General features: G+C 51.6%; 13 protein-coding genes and 15 pseudogenes. 19 read left to right on the forward strand and 9 right to left on the reverse strand.

Features of this window, described 5'->3' with window-relative positions:
• Positions 1–14 precede the first annotated feature (14 nt).
• The 3 genes and pseudogenes from ACWWJF_RS24265 to ACWWJF_RS24275 form a co-directional block, all read right to left on the reverse strand.
• Positions 15–77 (reverse strand): annotated as a pseudogene (locus ACWWJF_RS24265) (transcriptional regulator SlyA); the annotation flags it as partial.
• Between the two features lie 15 nt (positions 78–92).
• Entirely contained in the window at positions 93–284 is a 192-nt protein-coding gene (locus ACWWJF_RS24270; protein ID WP_455870786.1) for a hypothetical protein, read from the reverse strand.
• 124 nt (positions 285–408) lie between these two features.
• Positions 409–1,577, reverse strand: a protein-coding gene (locus ACWWJF_RS24275; RefSeq protein ID WP_455868400.1) for an IS3 family transposase whose coding sequence is annotated in 2 segments (ribosomal slippage) — positions 409–1,322 and positions 1,322–1,577 — 1,170 coding nt in all. Because the reading frame shifts where the segments join, the coding sequence is not laid out codon by codon here.
• Between the two features lie 245 nt (positions 1,578–1,822).
• Here ACWWJF_RS24275 and rnt point away from each other — a divergent pair.
• Positions 1,823–2,473, forward strand: coding sequence for a ribonuclease T (gene rnt / locus ACWWJF_RS24280; protein ID WP_455871251.1), 651 nt, complete (start codon positions 1,823–1,825; stop codon positions 2,471–2,473).
• Between the two features lie 112 nt (positions 2,474–2,585).
• On the opposite strand, the gene ACWWJF_RS24285 is transcribed toward rnt, so the two are convergent.
• Positions 2,586–2,942 carry a Grx4 family monothiol glutaredoxin gene (locus tag ACWWJF_RS24285; protein WP_455870787.1) on the reverse strand — a complete coding sequence of 119 codons (357 nt, stop codon included), beginning with the start codon at positions 2,940–2,942 and terminating at the stop codon, positions 2,586–2,588.
• Between the two features lie 279 nt (positions 2,943–3,221).
• Here ACWWJF_RS24285 and ACWWJF_RS24290 point away from each other — a divergent pair.
• The 4 pseudogenes from ACWWJF_RS24290 to ACWWJF_RS24305 all read left to right on the forward strand — a co-directional run.
• Positions 3,222–3,644: pseudogene (locus tag ACWWJF_RS24290) on the forward strand (IS110 family RNA-guided transposase); the annotation flags it as partial.
• A 76-nt stretch (positions 3,645–3,720) separates the two neighbouring features.
• Positions 3,721–4,885, forward strand: a pseudogene (locus ACWWJF_RS24295) (IS3 family transposase).
• Positions 4,886–4,893: 8 nt separating this feature from the next.
• Positions 4,894–5,270 (forward strand): annotated as a pseudogene (locus tag ACWWJF_RS24300) (transposase); the annotation flags it as partial.
• Positions 5,271–5,626: 356 nt separating this feature from the next.
• A pseudogene (locus ACWWJF_RS24305) lies at positions 5,627–6,641 on the forward strand (IS481 family transposase).
• Between the two features lie 61 nt (positions 6,642–6,702).
• Here the strand turns inward: ACWWJF_RS24305 and cydH are convergent.
• The gene (cydH, locus tag ACWWJF_RS24310) at positions 6,703–6,900 is read right to left on the reverse strand and encodes a cytochrome bd-I oxidase subunit CydH (RefSeq protein WP_455870788.1); all 198 of its coding nucleotides are present in this window, start codon (positions 6,898–6,900) and stop codon (positions 6,703–6,705) included.
• A 289-nt stretch (positions 6,901–7,189) separates the two neighbouring features.
• Between cydH and purR the strand changes: the two are divergent.
• Both purR and ACWWJF_RS24320 read left to right on the forward strand, forming a co-directional pair.
• Positions 7,190–8,077: pseudogene (gene purR, locus ACWWJF_RS24315) on the forward strand (HTH-type transcriptional repressor PurR); the annotation flags it as partial.
• Positions 8,078–8,198: 121 nt separating this feature from the next.
• Positions 8,199–9,530 (forward strand): annotated as a pseudogene (locus ACWWJF_RS24320) (IS4 family transposase).
• A gap of 105 nt (positions 9,531–9,635) precedes the next feature.
• Here the strand turns inward: ACWWJF_RS24320 and ACWWJF_RS24325 are convergent.
• Positions 9,636–10,286 carry a riboflavin synthase subunit alpha gene (locus tag ACWWJF_RS24325; RefSeq protein ID WP_455870789.1) on the reverse strand — a complete coding sequence of 217 codons (651 nt, stop codon included), beginning with the start codon at positions 10,284–10,286 and terminating at the stop codon, positions 9,636–9,638.
• A gap of 309 nt (positions 10,287–10,595) precedes the next feature.
• On the opposite strand from ACWWJF_RS24325, the pseudogene ACWWJF_RS24330 reads away from it, so the two are divergent.
• From ACWWJF_RS24330 to ACWWJF_RS24370, 9 genes and pseudogenes are all read left to right on the forward strand, one after another.
• Positions 10,596–10,718: pseudogene (locus ACWWJF_RS24330) on the forward strand (IS5/IS1182 family transposase); the annotation flags it as partial.
• Between the two features lie 180 nt (positions 10,719–10,898).
• A pseudogene (locus ACWWJF_RS24335) lies at positions 10,899–11,620 on the forward strand (IS5 family transposase); the annotation flags it as partial.
• A 212-nt stretch (positions 11,621–11,832) separates the two neighbouring features.
• Positions 11,833–13,200: an MATE family efflux transporter gene (locus tag ACWWJF_RS24340; protein ID WP_455870790.1), complete on the forward strand. Its 1,368-nt coding sequence runs from the start codon at positions 11,833–11,835 to the stop codon at positions 13,198–13,200.
• 245 nt (positions 13,201–13,445) lie between these two features.
• Positions 13,446–14,244 (forward strand): annotated as a pseudogene (locus tag ACWWJF_RS24345) (IS5 family transposase).
• 43 nt (positions 14,245–14,287) lie between these two features.
• Positions 14,288–14,976: pseudogene (locus tag ACWWJF_RS24350) on the forward strand (transposase); the annotation flags it as partial.
• Positions 14,977–15,157: 181 nt separating this feature from the next.
• Positions 15,158–15,637: pseudogene (locus tag ACWWJF_RS24355) on the forward strand (IS3 family transposase); the annotation flags it as partial.
• A pseudogene (locus ACWWJF_RS24360) lies at positions 15,634–15,744 on the forward strand (IS1 family transposase); the annotation flags it as partial. The pseudogenes ACWWJF_RS24355 and ACWWJF_RS24360, both read left to right, overlap by 4 nt.
• 197 nt (positions 15,745–15,941) lie before the next feature.
• On the forward strand, positions 15,942–16,481 hold the full coding sequence (locus tag ACWWJF_RS24365; RefSeq protein WP_455870791.1) for a DUF2058 domain-containing protein: 540 nt from the start codon (positions 15,942–15,944) through the stop codon (positions 16,479–16,481).
• 96 nt (positions 16,482–16,577) lie between these two features.
• A complete protein-coding gene (locus ACWWJF_RS24370; RefSeq protein ID WP_196907320.1) occupies positions 16,578–16,823 on the forward strand; it encodes a YmjA family protein in 246 nt (81 codons plus the stop codon).
• Positions 16,824–16,919: 96 nt separating this feature from the next.
• On the opposite strand, the gene ACWWJF_RS24375 is transcribed toward ACWWJF_RS24370, so the two are convergent.
• Both ACWWJF_RS24375 and ACWWJF_RS24380 read right to left on the reverse strand, forming a co-directional pair.
• On the reverse strand, positions 16,920–17,453 hold the full coding sequence (locus tag ACWWJF_RS24375; protein ID WP_455870792.1) for a substrate-binding domain-containing protein: 534 nt from the start codon (positions 17,451–17,453) through the stop codon (positions 16,920–16,922).
• 207 nt (positions 17,454–17,660) lie between these two features.
• On the reverse strand, positions 17,661–18,992 hold the full coding sequence (locus tag ACWWJF_RS24380) for an IS4 family transposase (protein ID WP_455868936.1): 1,332 nt from the start codon (positions 18,990–18,992) through the stop codon (positions 17,661–17,663).
• A 92-nt stretch (positions 18,993–19,084) separates the two neighbouring features.
• Between ACWWJF_RS24380 and ACWWJF_RS24385 the strand changes: the two are divergent.
• The 3 genes and pseudogenes from ACWWJF_RS24385 to ACWWJF_RS24395 all read left to right on the forward strand — a co-directional run.
• Positions 19,085–19,285 (forward strand): annotated as a pseudogene (locus ACWWJF_RS24385) (transposase); the annotation flags it as partial.
• A 216-nt stretch (positions 19,286–19,501) separates the two neighbouring features.
• Positions 19,502–20,670, forward strand: a protein-coding gene (locus tag ACWWJF_RS24390) for an IS3 family transposase (protein ID WP_455870793.1) whose coding sequence is annotated in 2 segments (ribosomal slippage) — positions 19,502–19,757 and positions 19,757–20,670 — 1,170 coding nt in all. Because the reading frame shifts where the segments join, the coding sequence is not laid out codon by codon here.
• Positions 20,669–21,610, forward strand: a pseudogene (locus ACWWJF_RS24395) (IS110 family RNA-guided transposase); the annotation flags it as partial. The gene ACWWJF_RS24390 and the pseudogene ACWWJF_RS24395, both read left to right, overlap by 2 nt.
• Here ACWWJF_RS24395 and ACWWJF_RS24400 read toward each other — a convergent pair.
• The gene (locus tag ACWWJF_RS24400; protein ID WP_455868475.1) at positions 21,557–21,796 is read right to left on the reverse strand and encodes a hypothetical protein; all 240 of its coding nucleotides are present in this window, start codon (positions 21,794–21,796) and stop codon (positions 21,557–21,559) included. The pseudogene ACWWJF_RS24395 and the gene ACWWJF_RS24400 sit on opposite strands and share 54 nt — an antisense overlap.
• Positions 21,797–21,898 lie beyond the last annotated feature (102 nt).

Genomic DNA, 21,898 nt, shown 5'->3' on the forward strand with positions numbered 1-21,898 from the left:
TGGAGTCATTACCAATCAATTAATGATCGCCACACGCGAACCAATCTGGCCAAATCAGAACCTAACGGCAATTCCATAACATCTCCTTATTATTAGCGTACTAAGCTATATCCCTGGATTGCAATCAACTCTGATTTTAAAAAAAATGAAAAAGGCGCCTTGCTTAATAATTTATCCATAATGGCGGTAGCCACATTGCTGTTATACCAAATATATACACCTTGAGGAAATTCTCTCAACGCATAACGGTGCAAAAGAGTTGTTCTCTCTGCATTATGCAACATAAGTTATTAGGGCCGTAGCCGCACTACTCATCGTTGAATAACGAAGGCTGCTGCCACTCGCTATTCAGTGTAGCCTTTTCCGAACGTAACACCCGTTTTTCGCGCTGCCGGCAAAGTGTAGTGGTCAACTAATATTGGCCACCGCATTAGACTGTATGTAGAACAGTCGCTCAGATTCGTTTGGAGTTAAGCCGCCGTTATACCAGTGAGGCCGGATAGCGCTGTAATACCCCGTGATGTAGCGGATAATCGCGTCCTGGGCTTCGCTGAAGCTGTTGTAACCCTTTGTCGGCACCCATTCTGTCTTCAGGCTGCGGAAGAACCGCTCCATTGGCGCATTATCCCAGCAGTTACCCCGCCGACTCATACTCTGCTTTATCCGGCAGCGCCACAGGGCTTGCCGGTATTGACGGCTGGTATAGTGGCTGCCCTGGTCGCTGTGGAACATGACTCCTGTTGGTTGTCCCCGGAGTTCCCAGGCCATCTGCAACGCTTTAACTGTCAGCGCCGAGTCCGGCGACGTCGACATGGCCCAGCCCACCGGTTTGCGGGCGAACAGATCTAGCACCACCGCAAGGTAAGCCCAGCATTTGCCCGTCCAGATGTAGGTCACATCGCCGCACCAGACCTGATCCGGCGCGGTAACCGCGAACTGGCGGTTGAGATAGTTCGGTATTTCAACGTGTTCATTGCCGCCGCGTTTGTATTTGTGAGCCGGTCGCTGGCAGCTGGCGATACCCAGCTCCTTCATCAGCTTGCCAGCCAGCCAGCGCCCCATTTTGACACCAGAGCTGCCGGTGACGATGGTCGCGATACTTCGAGCGCCGGCAGAGCCGCCGCTGGCGTTCCAGGCTTCCATGACGCGACTACACTTAACCACGCGCTCACCGTCGGGTTCATTAGCGGAAGCCTGCCAGTGCCTGTAGCTGCTGCGATGTACCTCAAAAGTTTGGCACAACGCCGTGACCGGGTATCGCGCCCTCAGCCTGTCGACTACCGTGAACCGTTGAGTGAGTCCGACATTAAGAGCGCCGTAGCCTTTTTTAGGATTTCGTTCTCCATTTCAAGGCATTGGACTTTTTTCTTCATCTCACGCAGCTCGAGCTGTTCAGGGGTAAGAGGAAGTCCCGTTGGCGTTTTTCCCTGTCGTTCAAGGCGAAGCTTATTGACCCAGCGACTAATGGCAGAATGGCTGACATTAACCGCCTCTGCGGCCTTAACGTATGTGTAGCCGTGGTCGACAACCAGCTTTGCGGCTTCGAGCTTAAATTCCGCCGTAAAATGTTTACCCATGAGGTCACCTGTCGTGTTGATGAGGTGAGCATATCACCTCCGATCAGGTGGCCAGTATCAGTGTGCCACTACAGCGGCTTCTGTCCGCCGCTTTTTTTGGCTTTCTCCTTCCCCTTCTCTCTTACGCTGTGCTCATTCCATTGCGCACTTCTCCCCTTCGGGGTGCTCAAGGCATCAGGTTTACTGCATTGATGGTGGGAATTTGCCATAATGCGCGCTGCATTTAGTAAATGATTAAAGAGAACATGGCTGATAAAAATAACCTGAACGCACTGAGTGGTCGTTTCCGCGGGTTTTACCCGGTTGTTATTGATGTTGAAACTGCAGGGTTCAACGCGAAAACTGACGCACTGCTGGAAATTGCCGCCATCACGATGAAAATGGATGAAGACGGTTGGTTACAGCCCGATGAGACGTTGCATTTTCACGTCGAGCCATTCGAAGGCGCGCTGCTTGATCCCGCTGCGCTGGCATTTACCGGCATTGATCCCCACAATCCGTTGCGCGGTGCCGTCTCTGAATACGAAGCCCTGCATGAAATATTCAAAATGGTGCGTAAAGGTATTAAAGACAGGGGCTGCAATCGCGGGATTATTGTCGCCCACAACGCCAATTTTGATCACGGCTTTCTGATGGCGGCAGCGGAACGCTGCGGGTTGAAGCGCAACCCGTTCCACCCCTTTGCCACCTTTGACACTGCCGCGCTGAGCGGATTGGTGCTGGGACAAACCGTATTGGCAAAGGCCTGCATGACCGCTGGCATCGCCTTCGACTCCGCGCAGGCACACTCAGCGCTTTATGATACGCAGCAAACCACGGCGCTATTTTGCGAACTGGTTAATCGTTGGAAGCGACTGGGCGGTTGGCCATTGCCCGTGGAAGACCAAACGGACTGAGTTCCCCGAATACGACCATAAACAGGTTTCATCCCCAAATAAAAGGGGACCCAGGTGCTAGGACCCCTCTTTTACCTCAGATACCGGCGGTATGCTCGCCAACAGGCACGATTTACTGTGCGCTGTCTCCATCCTGCGGCTCACGGTATTTGTCTGCGGTTTCTTTGATCAGTTGCTGCAATTCGCCACGTTGATACATTTCAATGACAATATCGCATCCACCAAGCAGTTCACCGTCAACCCACAGTTGGGGAAAGGTCGGCCAATTAGCGTATTTTGGCAGCTCAGCACGAATATCCGGGTTTTGTAAAATGTCCACATAGGCGAAGCATTCACCGCACGCCGACAGCGCTTGCACGGCTTGGGCAGAGAAACCGCAGCTCGGCAACTTCGGGGAACCTTTCATGTATAACAGAATCGGGTTTTCTGTAATCTGGCGCTGAATTTTTTCAATCGTTGTCGTCGTCATGCTTTTTGCTTCCTCAAACGGTGTTTCTGCGAGCCATCACGATGCCCTCTTCCTGTAGGAGGGATCGCACGGCATTATTATGTAACGGGGTATTATCGCACCATTGTCGCGTATGTGCTTTGTTATCCAAGCGATTGCAAAGCACATATACCATTGCTTCATTGTAGCGAGAGCCGTCATGACAAAAAAACGCCATTTTTTGTAGGGCTTAATGAGATGGTCACCCCCACTCTGTGAGCGGTACGCTGGCAGGGTGTTTTTCTTTCAGGAGAGGCCATCATGGAAAACGTTACTCTTATTGGTATCGATCTCGGTAAACATTTTTTTCATATTCATTGCCAGGATAAGTCAGGTAAAGCGCTTCTGCGTAAGAAGTTTACGCGCACAAAGCTAATGCAGTTTTTGGCGACGTACCCGCCCTCGGTTGTTGTTATGGAAGCTTGTGCCGGTGCACACTTTATGGCGCGGCGTATCAATGATAGCGGCCATGAAGCAAAACTTATCTCTCCGCAATTTGTGCGCCCGTTTGTCAAGGGCAATAAAAATGATTTTGTTGATGCAGAGGCGATATGTGAAGCCGCATCCCGGCCGTCAATGCGTTTTGTTCAGCCTAAAACGGAGGTTCAGCAGGCGATGCGAGCACTGCATCGGGTCAGGGAATCTCTTATCAGAGATAAAGTAAAAACCACTAACCAGATCCACGGTTGTAGTGGCACACTGATACTGGCCACCTGATCGGAGGTGATATGCTCACCTCATCAACACGACAGGTGACCTCATGGGTAAACATTTTACGGCGGAATTTAAGCTCGAAGCCGCAAAGCTGGTTGTCGACCACGGCTACACATACGTTAAGGCCGCAGAGGCGGTTAATGTCAGCCATTCTGCCATTAGTCGCTGGGTCAATAAGCTTCGCCTTGAACGACAGGGAAAAACGCCAACGGGACTTCCTCTTACCCCTGAACAGCTCGAGCTGCGTGAGATGAAGAAAAAAGTCCAATGCCTTGAAATGGAGAACGAAATCCTAAAAAAGGCTACGGCGCTCTTAATGTCGGACTCACTCAACGGTTCACGGTAGTCGACAGGCTGAGGGCGCGATACCCGGTCACGGCGTTGTGCCAAACTTTTGAGGTACATCGCAGCAGCTACAGGCACTGGCAGGCTTCCGCTAATGAACCCGACGGTGAGCGCGTGGTTAAGTGTAGCCGCGTCATGGAAGCCTGGAACGCCAGCGGCGGCTCTGCCGGCGCTCGAAGTATCGCGACCATCGTCACCGGCAGCTCCGGTGTCAAAATGGGGCGCTGGCTGGCAAGCTGATGAAGGAGCTGGGTATCGCCAGCTGCCAGCGACCGGCTCACAAATACAAACGCGGCGGCAATGAACACGTTGAAATACCGAACTATCTCAACCGCCAGTTCGCGGTTACCGCGCCGGATCAGGTCTGGTGCGGCGATGTGACCTACATCTGGACGGGCAAATGCTGGGCTTACCTTGCGGTGGTGCTAGACCTGTTCGCCCGCAAACCGGTGGGCTGGGCCATGTCGACGTCGCCGGACTCGGCGCTGACAGTTAAAGCGTTGCAGATGGCCTGGGAACTCCGGGGACAACCAACAGGAGTCATGTTCCACAGCGACCAGGGCAGCCACTATACCAGCCGTCAATACCGGCAAGCCCTGTGGCGCTGCCGGATAAAGCAGAGTATGAGTCGGCGGGGTAACTGCTGGGATAATGCGCCAATGGAGCGGTTCTTCCGCAGCCTGAAGACAGAATGGGTGCCGACAAAGGGTTACAACAGCTTCAGCGAAGCCCAGGACGCGATTATCCGCTACATCACGGGGTATTACAGCGCTATCCGGCCTCACTGGTATAACGGCGGCTTAACTCCAAACGAATCTGAGCGACTGTTCTACATACAGTCTAATGCGGTGGCCAATATTAGTTGACCACTACACAGCGAATTATGACAATTCCAGGCGTCGGTCCGATTACTGCCAGCTTACTTTCATCACAGTTCGGCGATGGAAAACAATTTTCATGTAGCAGGGATTTTGCGGCTTCCACAGGGCTTGTACCGCGACAATACAGCACAGGAGGCAAACCGCTCTGCTGGGGATAAGCAAACGAGGTGATAAAAATTTACGCAAACTTCTGGTTCAATGTGCCCGCTCGTTCATGATGCGACTTGAATATCAGCAGGGCAGGCTTGCTGAATGGGTTCGGGGGCAACTCGATAACAAACATTCAAATATTGTCGCCTGTGCTCTGGCAAACAAACTGGCGCGAATAGCCTGGTCAATCACAACTAATCACAATGAATATCAGACCTGATGTTATGTAGAACTAAATCAACAGACTGATTATTAAGTAATTAAACAGCAGTTACCTATCTGGTTTTGCGAAGACTGATTATTGATGACATGAACGGCATATCGGCCTGCTGAAAAACCTGACGACAAAAATGGCTCAATGAAGCCGAGGGCCTTTTCAGGTTCATCAGGCGCGGAACTCATCGAGGCGCGGGCATCTCGCCCACAGAGACGCCGGATAGATTGAAGCAAGCCCACCATTAGTCAAAAATCAGTTGTATTAGTCGCGACTTGATCTGACACTGGACCTTGAAAGGTTGAGAGTTACCGGTTTTGATATTGGTGTCGAATCCTTATACAAAACACGAGGTAACTCTCATGCTTCATACTAACAATCCCATCATCAAACACAAAGCCGGCCTGCTCAATCTCGCCGAAGAACTCGGTAACGTATCAAAAGCCTGTAAAATCATGGGGGGTGTCACGCGACACGTTTTATCGCTATCAGGAACTGGCGGCAGAAGGCGGCATTGACGCTCTGGTTAACCAAAACCGCCGGGTTCCCAACCTGAAAAACCGTGCTGATGAAGCCACTGAACGTGCGGTTGTTGATTACGCCATTGAGTTCCCGGCTCATGGCCAGCACCGGACCAGTAATCAGCTGCGTAAAAAAGGCGTCTTCATTTCTGGCAGCGGTGTGCGCTCCATCTGGCAACGACACGATCTGGAAAACTTTCGTAAGCGCCTGAAGGCACTTGAGGAAAAAGTTGCCAGAGAAGGCATCGTACTTACTGATGCTCAAATCGCTGCACTGGAGAAGAAGGCGCACGACGACGAAGCCTGTGGTGAAATAGAGACTGCTCACCCGGGTTATCTGGGGTCGCAGGACACCTTCTACGTGGGTAATCTGAAAGGTGTTGGCCGTATCTACCAGCAGACGTTCGTGGATACGTACTCGAAAGTGGCGCACTGCAAGCTTTACACGAGTAAAGCACCGATCTCTGCCGCCGACCTGCTCAATGATCGCGTGCTGCCGTTCTACGAAGCTCAGGGGCTGCCAATGCTAAGAATACTGACGGACAGGGGGACGGAGTACTGCGGTAAAGTGGAACAACATGACTATCAGCTGTACTTGGCTATCAACGATATAGACCATACGAAAACGAAAGCGATGTCTCCGCAGACAAACGGTATCTGCGAGCGCTTCCATAAAACTATTTTGCAGGATTTTTATCAGGTTGCGTTCCGTAAGACGTTATACGAGGACCTAGAAAGTCTACAAAAGGATCTGGACAACTGGTTGTGGCATTACAATAATGAGCGAACTCATCAGGGTAAAATGTGCTGCGGGCGTACGCCAATGGCCACGTTACTTGATGGTAAACGAGTCTGAGCAGAAAAAAATCTGAACCAGATTTAATCTGACAGACACCTGTATAAATAACCGGTAACTGTCAGATCAGGTCTGAGCTAATACAGCTAAATACCATGATCATGACTAACGCTCCAACCGTGGTCAGTAATGACATTTTCAAATCAGTATTCATTCTATCTCCTTGAAACACAGAAACACGTGAAAATTGCCGCCGCACTGGATGCCCCGTTCTTTCTTGCACACCACTACCCGCAGCACAATGACGCCAAAAAAGCATTGTTACACATTTTATAGGGAAAATCTCCGATCCCGGCTGCACTAATTAAATCAATTATCCCTTTCACTTTCGCGGCAAATCAGCCAAAATTCGCAGTTTACCGTGCGCTGCGTCGGTGTCCGAACACGTCATCTTCGATGGGATCAATTCGTCCCCTTTAGGTACAAAGTATTTCGGCAGTCTCCTTCTGATATCCTGTTTATACCATCGGAAAGAGAACATTACGCAAAAGCAAACGATTAACAAACTATATACTGCCGTAACAAGTAGGTTCAGGAGTCATGTTTAGATGGCAACGATCAAAGATGTGGCAAAGCGTGCTGGCGTTTCAACAACAACCGTCTCTCACGTCATCAATAAAACACGTTTCGTCGCCGAAGAGACCAAAACGGCCGTGCGGGAAGCCATCAAGGAATTACACTACTCCCCGAGCGCAGTGGCTCGGAGCTTAAAGGTAAACCACACCAAATCCATTGGTCTGCTCGCTACCTCGAGCGAAGCACCCTACTTTGCGGAAATTATCGAAGCGATTGAAAACAGTTGTTATGCAAAAGGCTATACCCTGATTCTGTGTAACTCGCATAATAACCTGGAAAAACAGCGGGCCTATCTTTCCATGCTGGCGCAAAAACGGGTTGATGGTCTGTTGGTAATGTGTGCGGAATATCCGCCTGAACTGCTGAGCATGTTGGCCGATTACCGCAGCATTCCCATGGTGGTGATGGATTGGGGTCAGGCACACAGCGATTTCACTGACACCATCATTGATAACGCCTTTGAAGGGGGATATCTGGCTGGGCGTTACCTGATTGAACGCGGCCACCGCGACATCGGTGCCATTCCCGGTATTCAGGAACGCAACACGGGCAGCGGGCGTTATCTGGGTTTTCTCAAAGCCTTGCAGGAAGCGGATATCACCGTTCGCGATGAATGGATTGTTCAGGGCGATTTCGAGCCGGAATCCGGTTATAAAGCCATGCACCAGATTTTAGCGCAGAAACAGCGCCCGACCGCTATTTTCTGCGGCGGTGACATCATGGCCATGGGCGCCATCTGCGCGGCAGATGAGCTCGGACTACGCGTACCGCAAGATATTTCCGTGATTGGCTACGATAATGTTCGCCATGCACGTTATTTCACGCCAGCCTTAACCACGATCCACCAGCCAAAAGATACCTCGTTATACACAAGTCCGCAACGCCTTATATGCCAAGGGTTAGCGGGCTGAAATAGGCAGCCGGTGGGGTTGTAAATGAAGTGAAACCGACGTGTACTATCGCCATTTACGGCGCTGAAAAATGACACGGGATTCAGATGGCTGGGCACACCAAGAACTGGAAGGGGTAAATCTTGGTGACACGAGGCTCAATAAGCGTGCCAAAGGGCTTTTGATACGGCTGGCTGAGAATCCGCAAGCCAGCATTCCGCATGCGTGCCTCGGATGGTCTGAGACGCTGGGTGCTTACCGCTTCATGGAGAACCAAGCATTCGAATGGCGAGACATTCTGCAACCTCACTGGCAGCGTACGCAGGAAAGGATCCGAGAACACGAGGTTGTGCTGTGTATCCAAGACACTACCGAGCTTGACTTCAACGGGCAGCAAATCCAAGGCTTGGGTCCCTTGAACTACGAAGCCAGGCGTGGTCTGTACCTGCATCCGACCTACGCGGTCAGTCCGGATCGCGTGGGGTTGGGCGTACTGGATGCGTGAATGTGGGCAAGAGAGCCGAAGGATGCAGACGGAAAACGCGATGGGCTCAAGGAGAGTACGCGCTGGCTCGAGGGATACGAGCGAGTTGCTGAACTCGCCTCGGAGTTGCCAAACACACGTCTGGTGTACTTAGCCGATCGCGAAGCGGATATCAAGGCGTTGATGCAGCTCGCTGATGACCTTGGCACTCCGGCTGACTGGTTGATCCGCTCGACTCATAATCGCAGTCTGGACTGTAATGAGAAGCTTTGGCAGAAGGTTGGAAAGACCGTGCCGGTGGGAGAAATCCAATTCGTTATGGCGGCTCGCGCGGGGCAGAAGGCGCGTACGGTGAAACAGGCGCTGCGCGTGAAGCGAGTGTCGCTGCGTTGCGGGTTGGCAGTGACTTGTGTGATAGCCAAGGAAATTGAGCCGCCAGCAGGCGTGAAGCCGGTCGAGTGGCGGTTGCTGAGCAATCGCGTACCTGAAGGACGAGAAGATATCGTGGAGCTGATCGACTGGTATCGGGCTAGATGGGAAATCGAGATGTTCTTCAATGTGCTGAAGAACGGCTGCTGTGTCGAAGCGTTACAGTTATCGACCGTGGATCGCATTGAGCGGGCATTGGCGCTGTTCATGATCGTGGCATGGCGCATCGCCTATTTAATGCGTATGGGACGAACCTGTCCAGAGCTGGACGCAATGTTGTTCTTTGATTCCGACGAGACTCATGGCGCTTACCTACTGATGAACAAGCGTATGCCCAAGGGCCGCCCTAAGCTAAACGAAGTATTGCGCTTAGTTGCGCAACTGGGAGGCTTTCTTGCTCGAAAAGGCGACGGTGAACCAGGCGCAAAAACTATCTGGAAAGGCTTGCAGAAAGTCATGACGGCCGCCGAAACGCTACGCGCGCTCAGGCACGAACAGAGATGTGTATAACGAGGTGATTGAAGGTGGCGTGCGCGTAGCGCGCTGATTTCGGTCAGCTTAACGCCGTACAGCCAAGGGTGTACGGCATTTTTTATCGCCTTTTCAGCGCAGGCTTCAGGCGCTCTGCGCGGCATTTGCCGTTGCGGCCTCTTGTGCCTGACGCTGTGCCAGCACACGTTCAACAGTGTCGATCACGGCCTGAGTTTGCGGGTCGATTTCGATATTGATCCGGTTCCCCAATAGCTTCTGGCCGAGCGTGGTGCGTTGCAGCGTTTCGGGAATCAAATGCACGCAGAAACGGCTGCGAGTCACCTCACCCACCGTGAGACTGATGCCATCAATCCCGATAAAACCTTTGTGCAGCACATATTTCATCTGCGATTCATCGGAGAGTCGGAACCAAATCTGGTGGTTGTTTTCCGAGGTAAGAATTTTAACCACTTCGGCTGTGCACATAATGTGCCCGGACATAACATGCCCGCCAATCTCATCGCCGTATTTTGCGGCACGTTCAATATTAACCAGATCGCCCGGCGTGATATCGCCCAGGTTGGTCAGACGCAGCGTCTCTTTCATTAAATCAAAACTGACCCGATCGCCATCAATTGCCGTCACCGTCAGGCAGCAGCCGTTATTGGCAATCGAGGCACCTGTCACCAGGCCGGTCATTAATTCGGGAGTAAGTTTTACCACATGCGTGCGGAAGTTCGTTTTTTCATCGATGGACACCACCGGCGCGGTGCCTTGAACAATACCGGTAAACATACGCTTGCCTCATAATAAATCAGTGAAATAACTGAATGCTACTGTGCCAGTCTCTCCCCCTACGCTACCGTGGCACGCTGCAAGGGAATAAAGGCTGACAAATCATTTTGCAGTTTGCCTCATAACGACTGGAAAACCAAACGCATTCCCGCCTTTGTAACCTGACAAATCCGATAAGACAACAGAACCTCTTCATTGACACAATATCTTACGAAGAAGTTGGTTTACTTATGCCAAGCCGCTACACTAGGCTGTGTCACTTAATCCCATGAGTTATACTAACTGTTTGTTTCTAGATCATTTTGAACTATGGCTCGCTATGACCTTCCCGATGAAGCATGGGCTATCATCCAGCCCTTACTCCCTGCTGAACCAGCAACACCACAGGCCAGACGCCCATGGGCTGAGCATCGCATGATTATCAATGGCATGTTCTGGGGCATATCGTTATACACATCTTTTGGCCATTTTTTGAACAGGATGCTCAGAACCCCGTGAATTAAGGCATTCAAGCCATCCCATTGGCTTTTTGAGGTTCAAAATGCCACTCTGAGATAAACCCGTAACTCATTGATTAAACAGTGCGTTAGAAAGATGTGTATAACGATATGGTTCTGGGGGCTGTGCTCTGGTGCCCCATGGCGTGATTTACCTGAGCGATACGGCCCATGGAAAACCGTTTATAACCGCTTTAACCGATGGTCAAAATCGGGAGTCATTAACATTATTTTCAATAAGTTACTTTCATCACTTGATGCCCATGACCTCGTGGACTGGTCAGCGACTGCGCTGGATGGTAGCAATATCAGGGCGCTGAAATGTGCTGCCGGTGCTCAAAAAAACATCCCGATATCACCGGAGATAATGGGCTGGGTCGCTCTCGAGGTGGTTTTGGCACCAAAATCCATATGGCTACAGACGGAAGTGGTCTTCCGTTAAACATCGTGTTGAGCCCCGGTCAGGCTCATGAAAGTCAGTTTGCACTACGTCTTTTGGACGGTATTGGTGTTCAACGCCAGAACGGCAGTATGAAACGCCGTGGTCATGCGGTACTCGCTGACAAGGCGTACTCCGGGCATGTATTACGTAACGAGCTGAAAAACAGAGGTATAAAAACTGTCATCCCACGAAAATCCACTGAAAAAATGGCGGTGGATGGTCGTTCAAAGCTCGATCGTGACGCCTACCGCAATCGGAACGCTGTTGAGCGGTGCTTTGGTCGTCTGAAAGAATACCGTCGCATTGCGACACGTTACGACAAAACGGCGAGGAATTATCTGGCAATGTTGAAACTGGGCTGCATCCGCCTGTTTTACCAGAGGTTATGTAATTAAGGGACACAGCCTAGAACAACGTTCTGTCATCGATTGATTTTCCATCTCAGATGGATGGCTTCGAAAGCCATTTGTGCTCGTTATCTCGCTTGCGGTTGTTTACACCCCCTGCTGGAAAAGCAACGCGCCACCTCGCCGTGCTGCCGTATAACAGAAAGCGAGGGGGTATCGACGTCAGTTTTTCGTTTTAACAATTCAAGGAAGGTGTTTGCGTGCAGAAATATTTGTCAGAGGCGCGGAGCCTGTTAACGCTCGCGGTTCCTGTCATTATTGCGCAGGTTTCCCAAACGTCCATGGGTGTCGTTGACACCATTATTGCGGGTGCTTATAGCGCCATCGATATGGCAGCGGTTGCAGTCGGTACCTCCGTGTGGTTACCGGTCATCCTGTTTGGACATGGTTTATTAATGGCGCTCACACCCGTGGTAGCCCAACTCAACGGCTCTGGCCGACGCCCGCGCATCGCCCATCAGGTTCAGCAGGCGTTTATTTTGGCCGCGATCGTTGCGGTTATCACCATGATAGTGCTGTATAACGGCAAGCATGTTATTGCCATGATGCATACCGACTCACCAGAGCTCGCGAATGTTGCCATCGGCTATCTGCACGTGATGCTGCTGGGAGTACCGGGCTATCTGTTCTATCAGGTGCTGCGCTGCCAGTGTGAGGGGTTATCTAAAACCAAGCCGGGCATGGTGATTGGCTTTATTGGCGTGCTGATCAATATTCCGCTGAACTACATCTTTATCTACGGCAAATTTGGCATGCCCGAACTGGGCGGTGTGGGTTGCGGCGTCGCGACAGCCTCTACCTATTGGATCATGGTGCTGATGATGGCGTTTTACAGTATGCACGCACGCTGGCTGCGCGATATCAAGTGGCAGCGCTGGCAGATTGATTTCTCCGCCATGCGGCGTCTGTTTTCGCTTGGTTTGCCCATTGCGCTCGCCCTGCTGTTCGAAATATCTCTATTTGCCATCGTCGCCCTGCTGATCCTGCCGCTCGGCGTCATTGACGTTGCCGGGCATCAGATAGCACTGAACTTCAGTTCTCTGATGTTCGTGCTGCCGTTGTCTATCGGCATTGCCTCGACGATCCGTGTTGGTCACCGGCTGGGGGAAGGTTCCGTGGAAGATGCGCGTGTTGCGGCCTACACCGGCATCGCGACCGGCGTGATGCTGGCCTGTTGTACCGCCATTTTCACCGCATGGCTGCGTGAGCAGATCGCCTTGTTGTATAACAAAAACCCTGAAGTGGTCGCTATGGCGGCGCAGTTGATGCTTCTGGCCGCGATTTATCAGATTTCAGACGCGGTGCAGGCTATCGGTAACGGCGTATTACGTGGCTATAAAGATACGCGTTCCATTTTCTACATCACCTTCGTCTCCTACTGGATACTCGGTTTACCCAGCGGTTATCTGCTGGCAATGACCGATTATTGGGTGCCGCGCATGGGCCCTGCCGGTTTCTGGTGTGGCTTTATCATCGGACTCACTGCTGCCGCCATCATGATGGTGCTACGTATCCGTTATCTGCAACGCCAACCGCCCGGCGATATTCTGGCGCGCGCGGCGCGCTAGCCCTGATATCACCCAACGCAAGGGGGAGCACGCCACCAGCGTTGGGTGAAAAAAATGCAAAGTGAACACAAGCGCAGCAGTCGTGCGGTTCAACCGCATAAATGTTGCATTTGCGTCTTGCCAGCACCACGTTCACTCGCTACTATGCGCCCCGCACGGCAGCACAGGACATTGCCCGCTGCATTAGGCTGTGTCCCTTAATCCCATGAGTTATAATAACTTTTTTTTCTACATCATTTTGAACTATTGCTCGCTACGACCTTCCCGATGAAGCATCGGCTATCATCCAGCCCTTACTCCCTGCTGAACCAGCAACACCACAGGCCGGACGCCCATGGGCTGAGCATCGCATGATTATCAATGGCATGTTCTGGGGGTGTGCTCTGGTGCCCCATGGCGTGATTTACCTGAGCGATACGGCCCATGGAAAACCGTTTATAACCGCTTTAACCGATGGTCAAAATCGGGAGTCATTAACATTATTTTCAATAAGTTACTTTCATCACTTGATGCCCATGGCCTCGTGGACTGGTCAGCGACTGCGCTTGATGGTAGCAATATCAGGGCGCTGAAATGTGCTGCCGGTGCTCAAAAAAACATCCCGATATCACCGGAGATAATGGGCTGGGTCGCTCTCGAGGTGGTTTTGGCACCAAAATCCATCTGGCTACAGACGGAAGTGGTCTTCCGTTAAACATCGTGTTGAGCCCCGGTCAGGCTCATGAAAGTCAGTTTGCACTACGTCTTTTGGACGGTATTGGTGTTCAACGCCAGAACGGCAGTATGAAACGCCGTGGTCATGCGGTACTCGCTGACAAGGCGTACTTCGGGCATGTATTACGTAACGAGCTGAAAAACAGAGGTATAAAAACTGTCATCCCCCGAAAATCCACTGAAAAAATGGCGGTGGATGGTCGTTCAAAGCTCGATCGTGACGCCTACCGCAATCGGAACGTTGTTGAGCGGTGCTTTGGCCGTCTGAAAGAATACCGTCGCATTGCGACACGTTACGACTGTAGTGGCACACTGATACTGGCCACCTGATCGGAGGTGATATGCTCACCTCATCAACACGACAGGTGACCTCATGGGTAAACATTTTACGGCGGAATTTAAGCTCGAAGCCGCAAAGCTGGTTGTCGACCACGGCTACACATACGTTAAGGCCGCAGAGGCGGTTAATGTCAGCCATTCTGCCATTAGTCGCTGGGTCAATAAGCTTCGCCTTGAACGACAGGGAAAAACGCCAACGGGACTTCCTCTTACCCCTGAACAGCTCGAGCTGCGTGAGATGAAGAAAAAAGTCCAATGCCTTGAAATGGAGAACGAAATCCTAAAAAAGGCTACGGCGCTCTTAATGTCGGACTCACTCAACGGTTCACGGTAGTCGACAGGCTGAGGGCGCGATACCCGGTCACGGCGTTGTGCCAAACTTTTGAGGTACATCGCAGCAGCTACAGGCACTGGCAGGCTTCCGCTAATGAACCCGACGGTGAGCGCGTGGTTAAGTGTAGCCGCGTCATGGAAGCCTGGAACGCCAGCGGCGGCTCTGCCGGCGCTCGAAGTATCGCGACCATCGTCACCGGCAGCTCTGGTGTCAAAATGGGGCGCTGGCTGGCTGGCAAGCTGATGAAGGAGCTGGGTATCGCCAGCTGCCAGCGACCGGCTCACAAATACAAACGCGGCGGCAATGAACACGTTGAAATACCGAACTATCTCAACCGCCAGTTCGCGGTTACCGCGCCGGATCAGGTCTGGTGCGGCGATGTGACCTACATCTGGACCATATCGTTATACACATCGTTCTAACGCACTGTTTAATCAATGAGTTACGGGTTTATCTCAGAGTGGCATTTTGAACCTCAAAAAGCCAATGGGATGGCTTGAATGCCTTAATTCACGGGGTTCTGAGCATCCTGTTCAAAAAATGGCCAAAAGATGTGTATAACGATATGACATCTGGACGGGCAAATGCTGGGCTTACCTTGCGGTGGTGCTAGACCTGTTCGCCCGCAAACCGGTGGGCTGGGCCATGTCGACGTCGCCGGACTCGGCGCTGACAGTTAAAGCGTTGCAGATGGCCTGGGAACTCCGGGGACAACCAACAGGAGTCATGTTCCACAGCGACCAGGGCAGCCACTATACCAGCCGTCAATACCGGCAAGCCCTGTGGCGCTGCCGGATAAAGCAGAGTATGAGTCGGCGGGGTAACTGCTGGGATAATGCGCCAATGGAGCGGTTCTTCCGCAGCCTGAAGACAGAATGGGTGCCGACAAAGGGTTACAACAGCTTCAGCGAAGCCCAGGACGCGATTATCCGCTACATCACGGGGTATTACAGCGCTATCCGGCCTCACTGGTATAACGGCGGCTTAACTCCAAACGAATCTGAGCGACTGTTCTACATACAGTCTAATGCGGTGGCCAATATTAGTTGACCACTACAATTAAACGACTGGCGCGTAAAACGATTTGCTTCTCGCGCTCCGTCGAGATCCACGAAAAAGTCATCGGAGCCTTCATCGAAAAACACATGTTCTACTAATTGGAGTCATTACCAAATAGACATTGAGGCCACGGTGAAACTGCTCAAGGTGTGAAGCCATTTCGCTGCCGTGTTCACTGCGTCCCTGATGGCGCCCACCAGATTCAAACGCCGTAGCGATCGGGCTTTGCGCCCGGTTACAGCCTCGGCGATTACAGGTATAATCCCACAAATTTTTCTACGGTTTCGAAACGACGATGACAAAACTCACCTTACAAGAGCAGATGCTGAAAGCGGGATTAGTGACCAGCAAAAAAATGGCCAAAGTTGAAAGAACGGCCAAAAAATCACGCGTTCAGGCGCATGAAGCCAGAGCCGCGGTAGAGGAAAATAAAAAAAATCATCTTGAACGCGATAAACAGCTCAGCGAACAACAGAAACAGGCTGTGTTATCTAAAGAGTATAAAGCGCAGGTGAAACAACTGATTGAGATGAACAAAATCGACATTGCAAAAGGTGATATTGGTTTTAACTTCACGGATAACAATGTGATCAAAAAGTTGGTTGTAGATAAGCTGACGCAAACTCAGTTGATTAATGGTCGTCTCGCCATCGCGCGTCTGGTTATTGATAACAAGGGTGAGAGCCAATACGCAATTATCCCCGCTAGCGTGGCCGAAAAAATTGCGCAGCGCGATGCGAGCAGTATTGTTTTACACAGTGCGCTGAGTCAGGAGGCGCAAGATGAAGAAGATCCTTACGCCAACTTTAAAGTGCCCGATGATTTAATGTGGTAACTGACGCAGTAGGTTGTTGTGGTTTTACTGCGTTTCACCACCTGACTAGACAATGTTGGTGGTACGGACAAACACCTTACCCCGTGGGGACAACGTATGAACAATGAAATACCCCTTAAATATTATGATATTGTAGATGAGTATTCGACGGAAGCCGCCACGTTGGTGAATGAGTCAGAGCGTGACGCTCTGGCGCACTATTTCCAATTGCTGATCACTCGCTTAATGAATAATGAAGAGATCAGTGAGCAAGCTCAGCACGAAATGGCGCGTGAGGCCCATATCAACGAGCAGCGTATTGATGAGATAGCGACGTTTTTGAATCAATGGGGCAATGAGTAGTGTAGCACAACACATAAACCAAGGGCGATGCTGAGTTTTTCTCGCTCATCGCCCTTCAATAATGTGCGCAGCGCCTTTACCTCGCCGGCTATCCTTTTAAGCCGGGTTGCCCAGTCGGTGCAGCAGAATCTGTCGGGTGTGTGCCAGACGCGGCTGGCGTAACGCACTCGGCAGCCACACCAGATTGTAACGAATTTCCGTGTCTGCCACTGGTGCTTTAAGATGGGCAAGCTTACCTTCATCAAGATGCTCACGGCACAAAAATTCCGGCATGACCGTCCAGCCAAATCCTTTACACAACAGACTTCTCTGACCGCGTAAATCCTGACCGACCATTGCAGGAAGCAACGAGCTGAATTTTATCCGGTTTTTGCCCAACCAGTGTTCGACCAGTGAAAGCTCAAGATTGTAAGCCAGCAGCGGCTCATTCAATAAATCCCGGCCAAAATGTTCACTGTCATTCAGGCGTTCGGCAAGGGCTGGCGATGCAATCGCGATCACGCGATCGCTAAATATGACATCCCCCTTTAATCGCGTATCGGTGACCGGATGCGCCGTGATACCCAAATCGCAGTGCCCTTCTATCACCATCTGGGAAACCATCGGACCATCTCCGGCATGCAAATGCACGCGAATACCACTTTCCAGTAATGGCAGCAGTTAGTTCCCCCGCCAATTTCTCTGCCATAAAGTCAGAATGACCAATGATCTGTAGCGTTCCCGCAACATCCATGGATCTTGCCCTTGCTGAGGCAAGTGCGGATTCAGCATCATCCAGTTTATTGCAGATATCCGCCGCCAGATCGTCAGCGACCACAGTCGGTTTAACCCACCTCGTTATACACATCTCTGTTCGTGCCTGAGCGCGCGTAGCGTTTCGGCGGCCGTCATGACTTTCTGCAAGCCTTTCCAGATAGTTTTTGCGCCTGGTTCACCGTCGCCTTTTCGAGCAAGAAAGCCTCCGAGTTGCGCAACTAAGCGCAATACTTCGTTTAGCTTAGGGCGGCCCTTGGGCATACGCTTGTTCATCAGTAGGTAAGCGCCATGAGTCTCGTCGGAATCAAAGAACAACATTGCGTCTAGCTCTGGACAGGTTCGTCCCATACGCATTAAATAGGCGATGCGCCATGCCACGATCATGAACAGCGCCAATGCCCGCTCAATGCGATCCACGGTCGATAACTGTAACGCTTCGACACAGCAGCCGTTCTTCAGCACATTGAAGAACATCTCGATTTCCCATCTAGCCCGATACCAGTCGATCAGCTCCACGATATCTTCTCGTCCTTCAGGTACGCGATTGCTCAGCAACCGCCACTCGACCGGCTTCACGCCTGCTGGCGGCTCAATTTCCTTGGCTATCACACAAGTCACTGCCAACCCGCAACGCAGCGACACTCGCTTCACGCGCAGCGCCTGTTTCACCGTACGCGCCTTCTGCCCCGCGCGAGCCGCCATAACGAATTGGATTTCTCCCACCGGCACGGTCTTTCCAACCTTCTGCCAAAGCTTCTCATTACAGTCCAGACTGCGATTATGAGTCGAGCGGATCAACCAGTCAGCCGGAGTGCCAAGGTCATCAGCGAGCTGCATCAACGCCTTGATATCCGCTTCGCGATCGGCTAAGTACACCAGACGTGTGTTTGGCAACTCCGAGGCGAGTTCAGCAACTCGCTCGTATCCCTCGAGCCAGCGCGTACTCTCCTTGATCCCATCGCGTTTTCCGTCTGCATCCTTCGGCTCTCTTGCCCACATCCACGCATCCAGTACGCCCAACCCCACGCGATCCGGACTGACCGCGTAGGTCGGATGCAGATACAGACCACGCCTGGCTTCGTAGTTCAAGGGACCCAAGCCTTGGATTTGCTGCCCGTTGAAGTCAAGCTCGGTAGTGTCTTGGATACACAGCACAACCTCGTGTTCTCGGATCCTTTCCTGCGTACGCTGCCAGTGAGGTTGCAGAATGTCTCGCCATTCGAATGCTTGGTTCTCCATGAAGCGGTAAGCACCCAGCGTCTCAGACCATCCGAGGCACGCATGCGGAATGCTGGCTTGCGGATTCTCAGCCAGCCGTATCAAAAGCCCTTTGGCACGCTTATTGAGCCTCGTGTCACCAAGATTTACCCCTTCCAGTTCTTGGTGTGCCCAGCCATCTGAATCCCGTGTCATTTTTCAGCGCCGTAAATGGCGATAGTACACGTCGGTTTCACTTCATTTACAACCCCACTGGCTGCCTATTTCAGCCCGCTAACCCTTGGCATATAAGGCGTTGCGGACTTGTGTATAACGAGGTGTCCTATAACAAGGCCCTCAAGCAGCGCGGTTCTCTAACCGTATGGCTAGATGAATCAGTCATTGCTGCATGGACGGAAAAAACGACTACTGAACGGCGTGGACGACCGCTCCACTACTCAGATATGGCCATCACCACAGTCCTGATGATGAAACGCGTGTTTGGCCTAATGAGATGGTCACCCCCACCCTGTGAGCGGTACGCTGACAGGGTGTTTCTTTATGGAGAAGGCCATCATGCAAAACGTCACGCTTATTGGTATCGATCTCGGCAAACATTCTTTTCACATTCATTGTCAGGATAAATCAGGCATGTAGTGGCACACTGATACTGGCCACCTGAGCGGAGGTGATATGCTCACCTCATCAACACGACAGGTGACCTCATGGGTAAACATTTTACGGCGGAATTTAAGCTCGAAGCCGCAAAGCTGGTTGTCGACCACGGCTACACATACGTTAAGGCCGCAGAGGCGGTTAATGTCAGCCATTCTGCCATTAGTCGCTGGGTCAATAAGCTTCGCCTTGAACGACAGGGAAAAACGCCAACGGGACTTCCTCTTACCCCTGAACAGCTCGAGCTGCGTGAGATGAAGAAAAAAGTCCAATGCCTTGAAATGGAGAACGAAATCCTAAAAAAGGCTACGGCGCTCTTAATATCGGACTCACTCAACGGTTCACGGTAGTCGACAGGCTGAGGGCGCGATACCCGGTCACGGCGTTGTGCCAAACTTTTGAGGTACATCGCAGCAGCTACAGGCACTGGCAGGCTTCCGCTAATGAACCCGACGGTGAGCGCGTGGTTAAGTGTAGTCGCGTCATGGAAGCCTGGAACGCCAGCGGCGGCTCTGCCGGCGCTCGAAGTATCGCGACCATCGTCACCGGCAGCTCTGGTGTCAAAATGGGGCGCTGGCTGGCTGGCAAGCTGATGAAGGAGCTGGGTATCGCCAGCTGCCAGCGACCGGCTCACAAATACAAACGCGGCGGCAATGAACACGTTGAAATACCGAACTATCTCAACCGCCAGTTCGCGGTTACCGCGCCGGATCAGGTCTGGTGCGGCGATGTGACCTACATCTGGACGGGCAAATGCTGGGCTTACCTTGCGGTGGTGCTAGACCTGTTCGCCCGCAAACCGGTGGGCTGGGCCATGTCGACGCCGCCGGACTCGGCGCTGACAGTTAAAGCGTTGCAGATGGCCTGGGAACTCCGGGGACAACCAACAGGAGTCATGTTCCACAGCGACCAGGGCAGCCACTATACCAGCCGTCAATACCGGCAAGCCCTGTGGCGCTGCCGGATAAAGCAGAGTATGAGTCGGCGGGGTAACTGCTGGGATAATGCGCCAATGGAGCGGTTCTTCCGCAGCCTGAAGACAGAATGGGTGCCGACAAAGGGTTACAACAGCTTCAGCGAAGCCCAGGACGCGATTATCCGCTACATCACGGGGTATTACAGCGCTATCCGGCCTCACTGGTATAACGGCGGCTTAACTCCAAACGAATCTGAGCGACTGTTCTACATACAGTCTAATGCGGTGGCCAATATTAGTTGACCACTACAGCAAGGCATTACTGCGGAAAAAGTTTACCCGCACCAAACTCATCGAGTTTCTGGCTACGTGTACACCTACTACCGTTGTAATGGAAGCCTGCGCCGGTGCCCATTTTATGGCTCGTCGGATCAGTGAGCTGGGGCATGAAGTAAAGTTGATCTCTCCGCAGTTTGTCCGCCCTTTTGCCAAGAGCAACAAGAACGATTTCGTTGATGCCGAAGCAATATGCGAAGCCGGATCACGCCCTTCCATGCGGTTTGTGCAGCCAAGAACTGAGGCTCAGCAGGCTATGCGAGCCTTGCATCGCGTCAGGGAGTCGTTGGTCAGAGACAACGTTAAAACGACTAACCAAATGCATGCTTTTTTACTGGAGTTTGGTATCAGCATGCCGAAAGGTATTGCGGTAATCAAAAGGCTTTCAGCTGTTCTGGCTGATAATGACTTGCCACCTTATCTGGCACAGTTGCTGCTTCGATTACACGATCATTACCAATATTTGGTTGGGCAGATAGCAGAGCTCGAAAGAGAACTTGGGCAGGCACTCTCTCTAGATGAAACTGGCCAGCATTTAATGACCATCCCTGGTGTTGGACCGATAACAGCCAGCGTTTTGTCATCACAGTTAGGCGATGGCAAACAATATGAAAACAGTCGTAATTTTGCCGCTTCCACCGGTCTTGTACCCCGCCAATACAGTACTGGAGGGAAGAATACTCGGCTGGGTATTAGCAAGCGTGGAGATAAAAACCTTCGCCGATTGCTTGTTCAATGTGCGCGGGTATTTATCCTAAGAATTGACCATCAATCAGGGAGATTAGCTGATTGGGTAAGGTCTCAGTTGGGCAGGAAACATTCTTGCGTTGTGTGCTGTGCATTAGCAAATAAATTAGCTCGAATAGCTTGGGCAATAACGACACGAAATACCGTGTTTGAACAGTAATGCTGGTCTAACAGTCAGCAATTTAACGAAGTTACCCATCTGGTTTTGCGAAGACTGATTATTGATGACATGAACGGCCTGACGGCCTGATATAAAACCAAAAAATGAAAATGGCTCAATGAAGCCGATGGCCTTTTTAGGAATATCAGGTGCGAAACTCATCGTGGCGCGGGCATCCTTGGCCATAAAGACGCCGGATAGATTTAAGCCATATCGTTATACACATCTTTCTAACGCACTGTTTAATCAATGAGTTACGGGTTTATCTCAGAGTGGCATTTTGAACCT

Source organism: Symbiopectobacterium sp. Eva_TO (assembly GCF_053848865.1).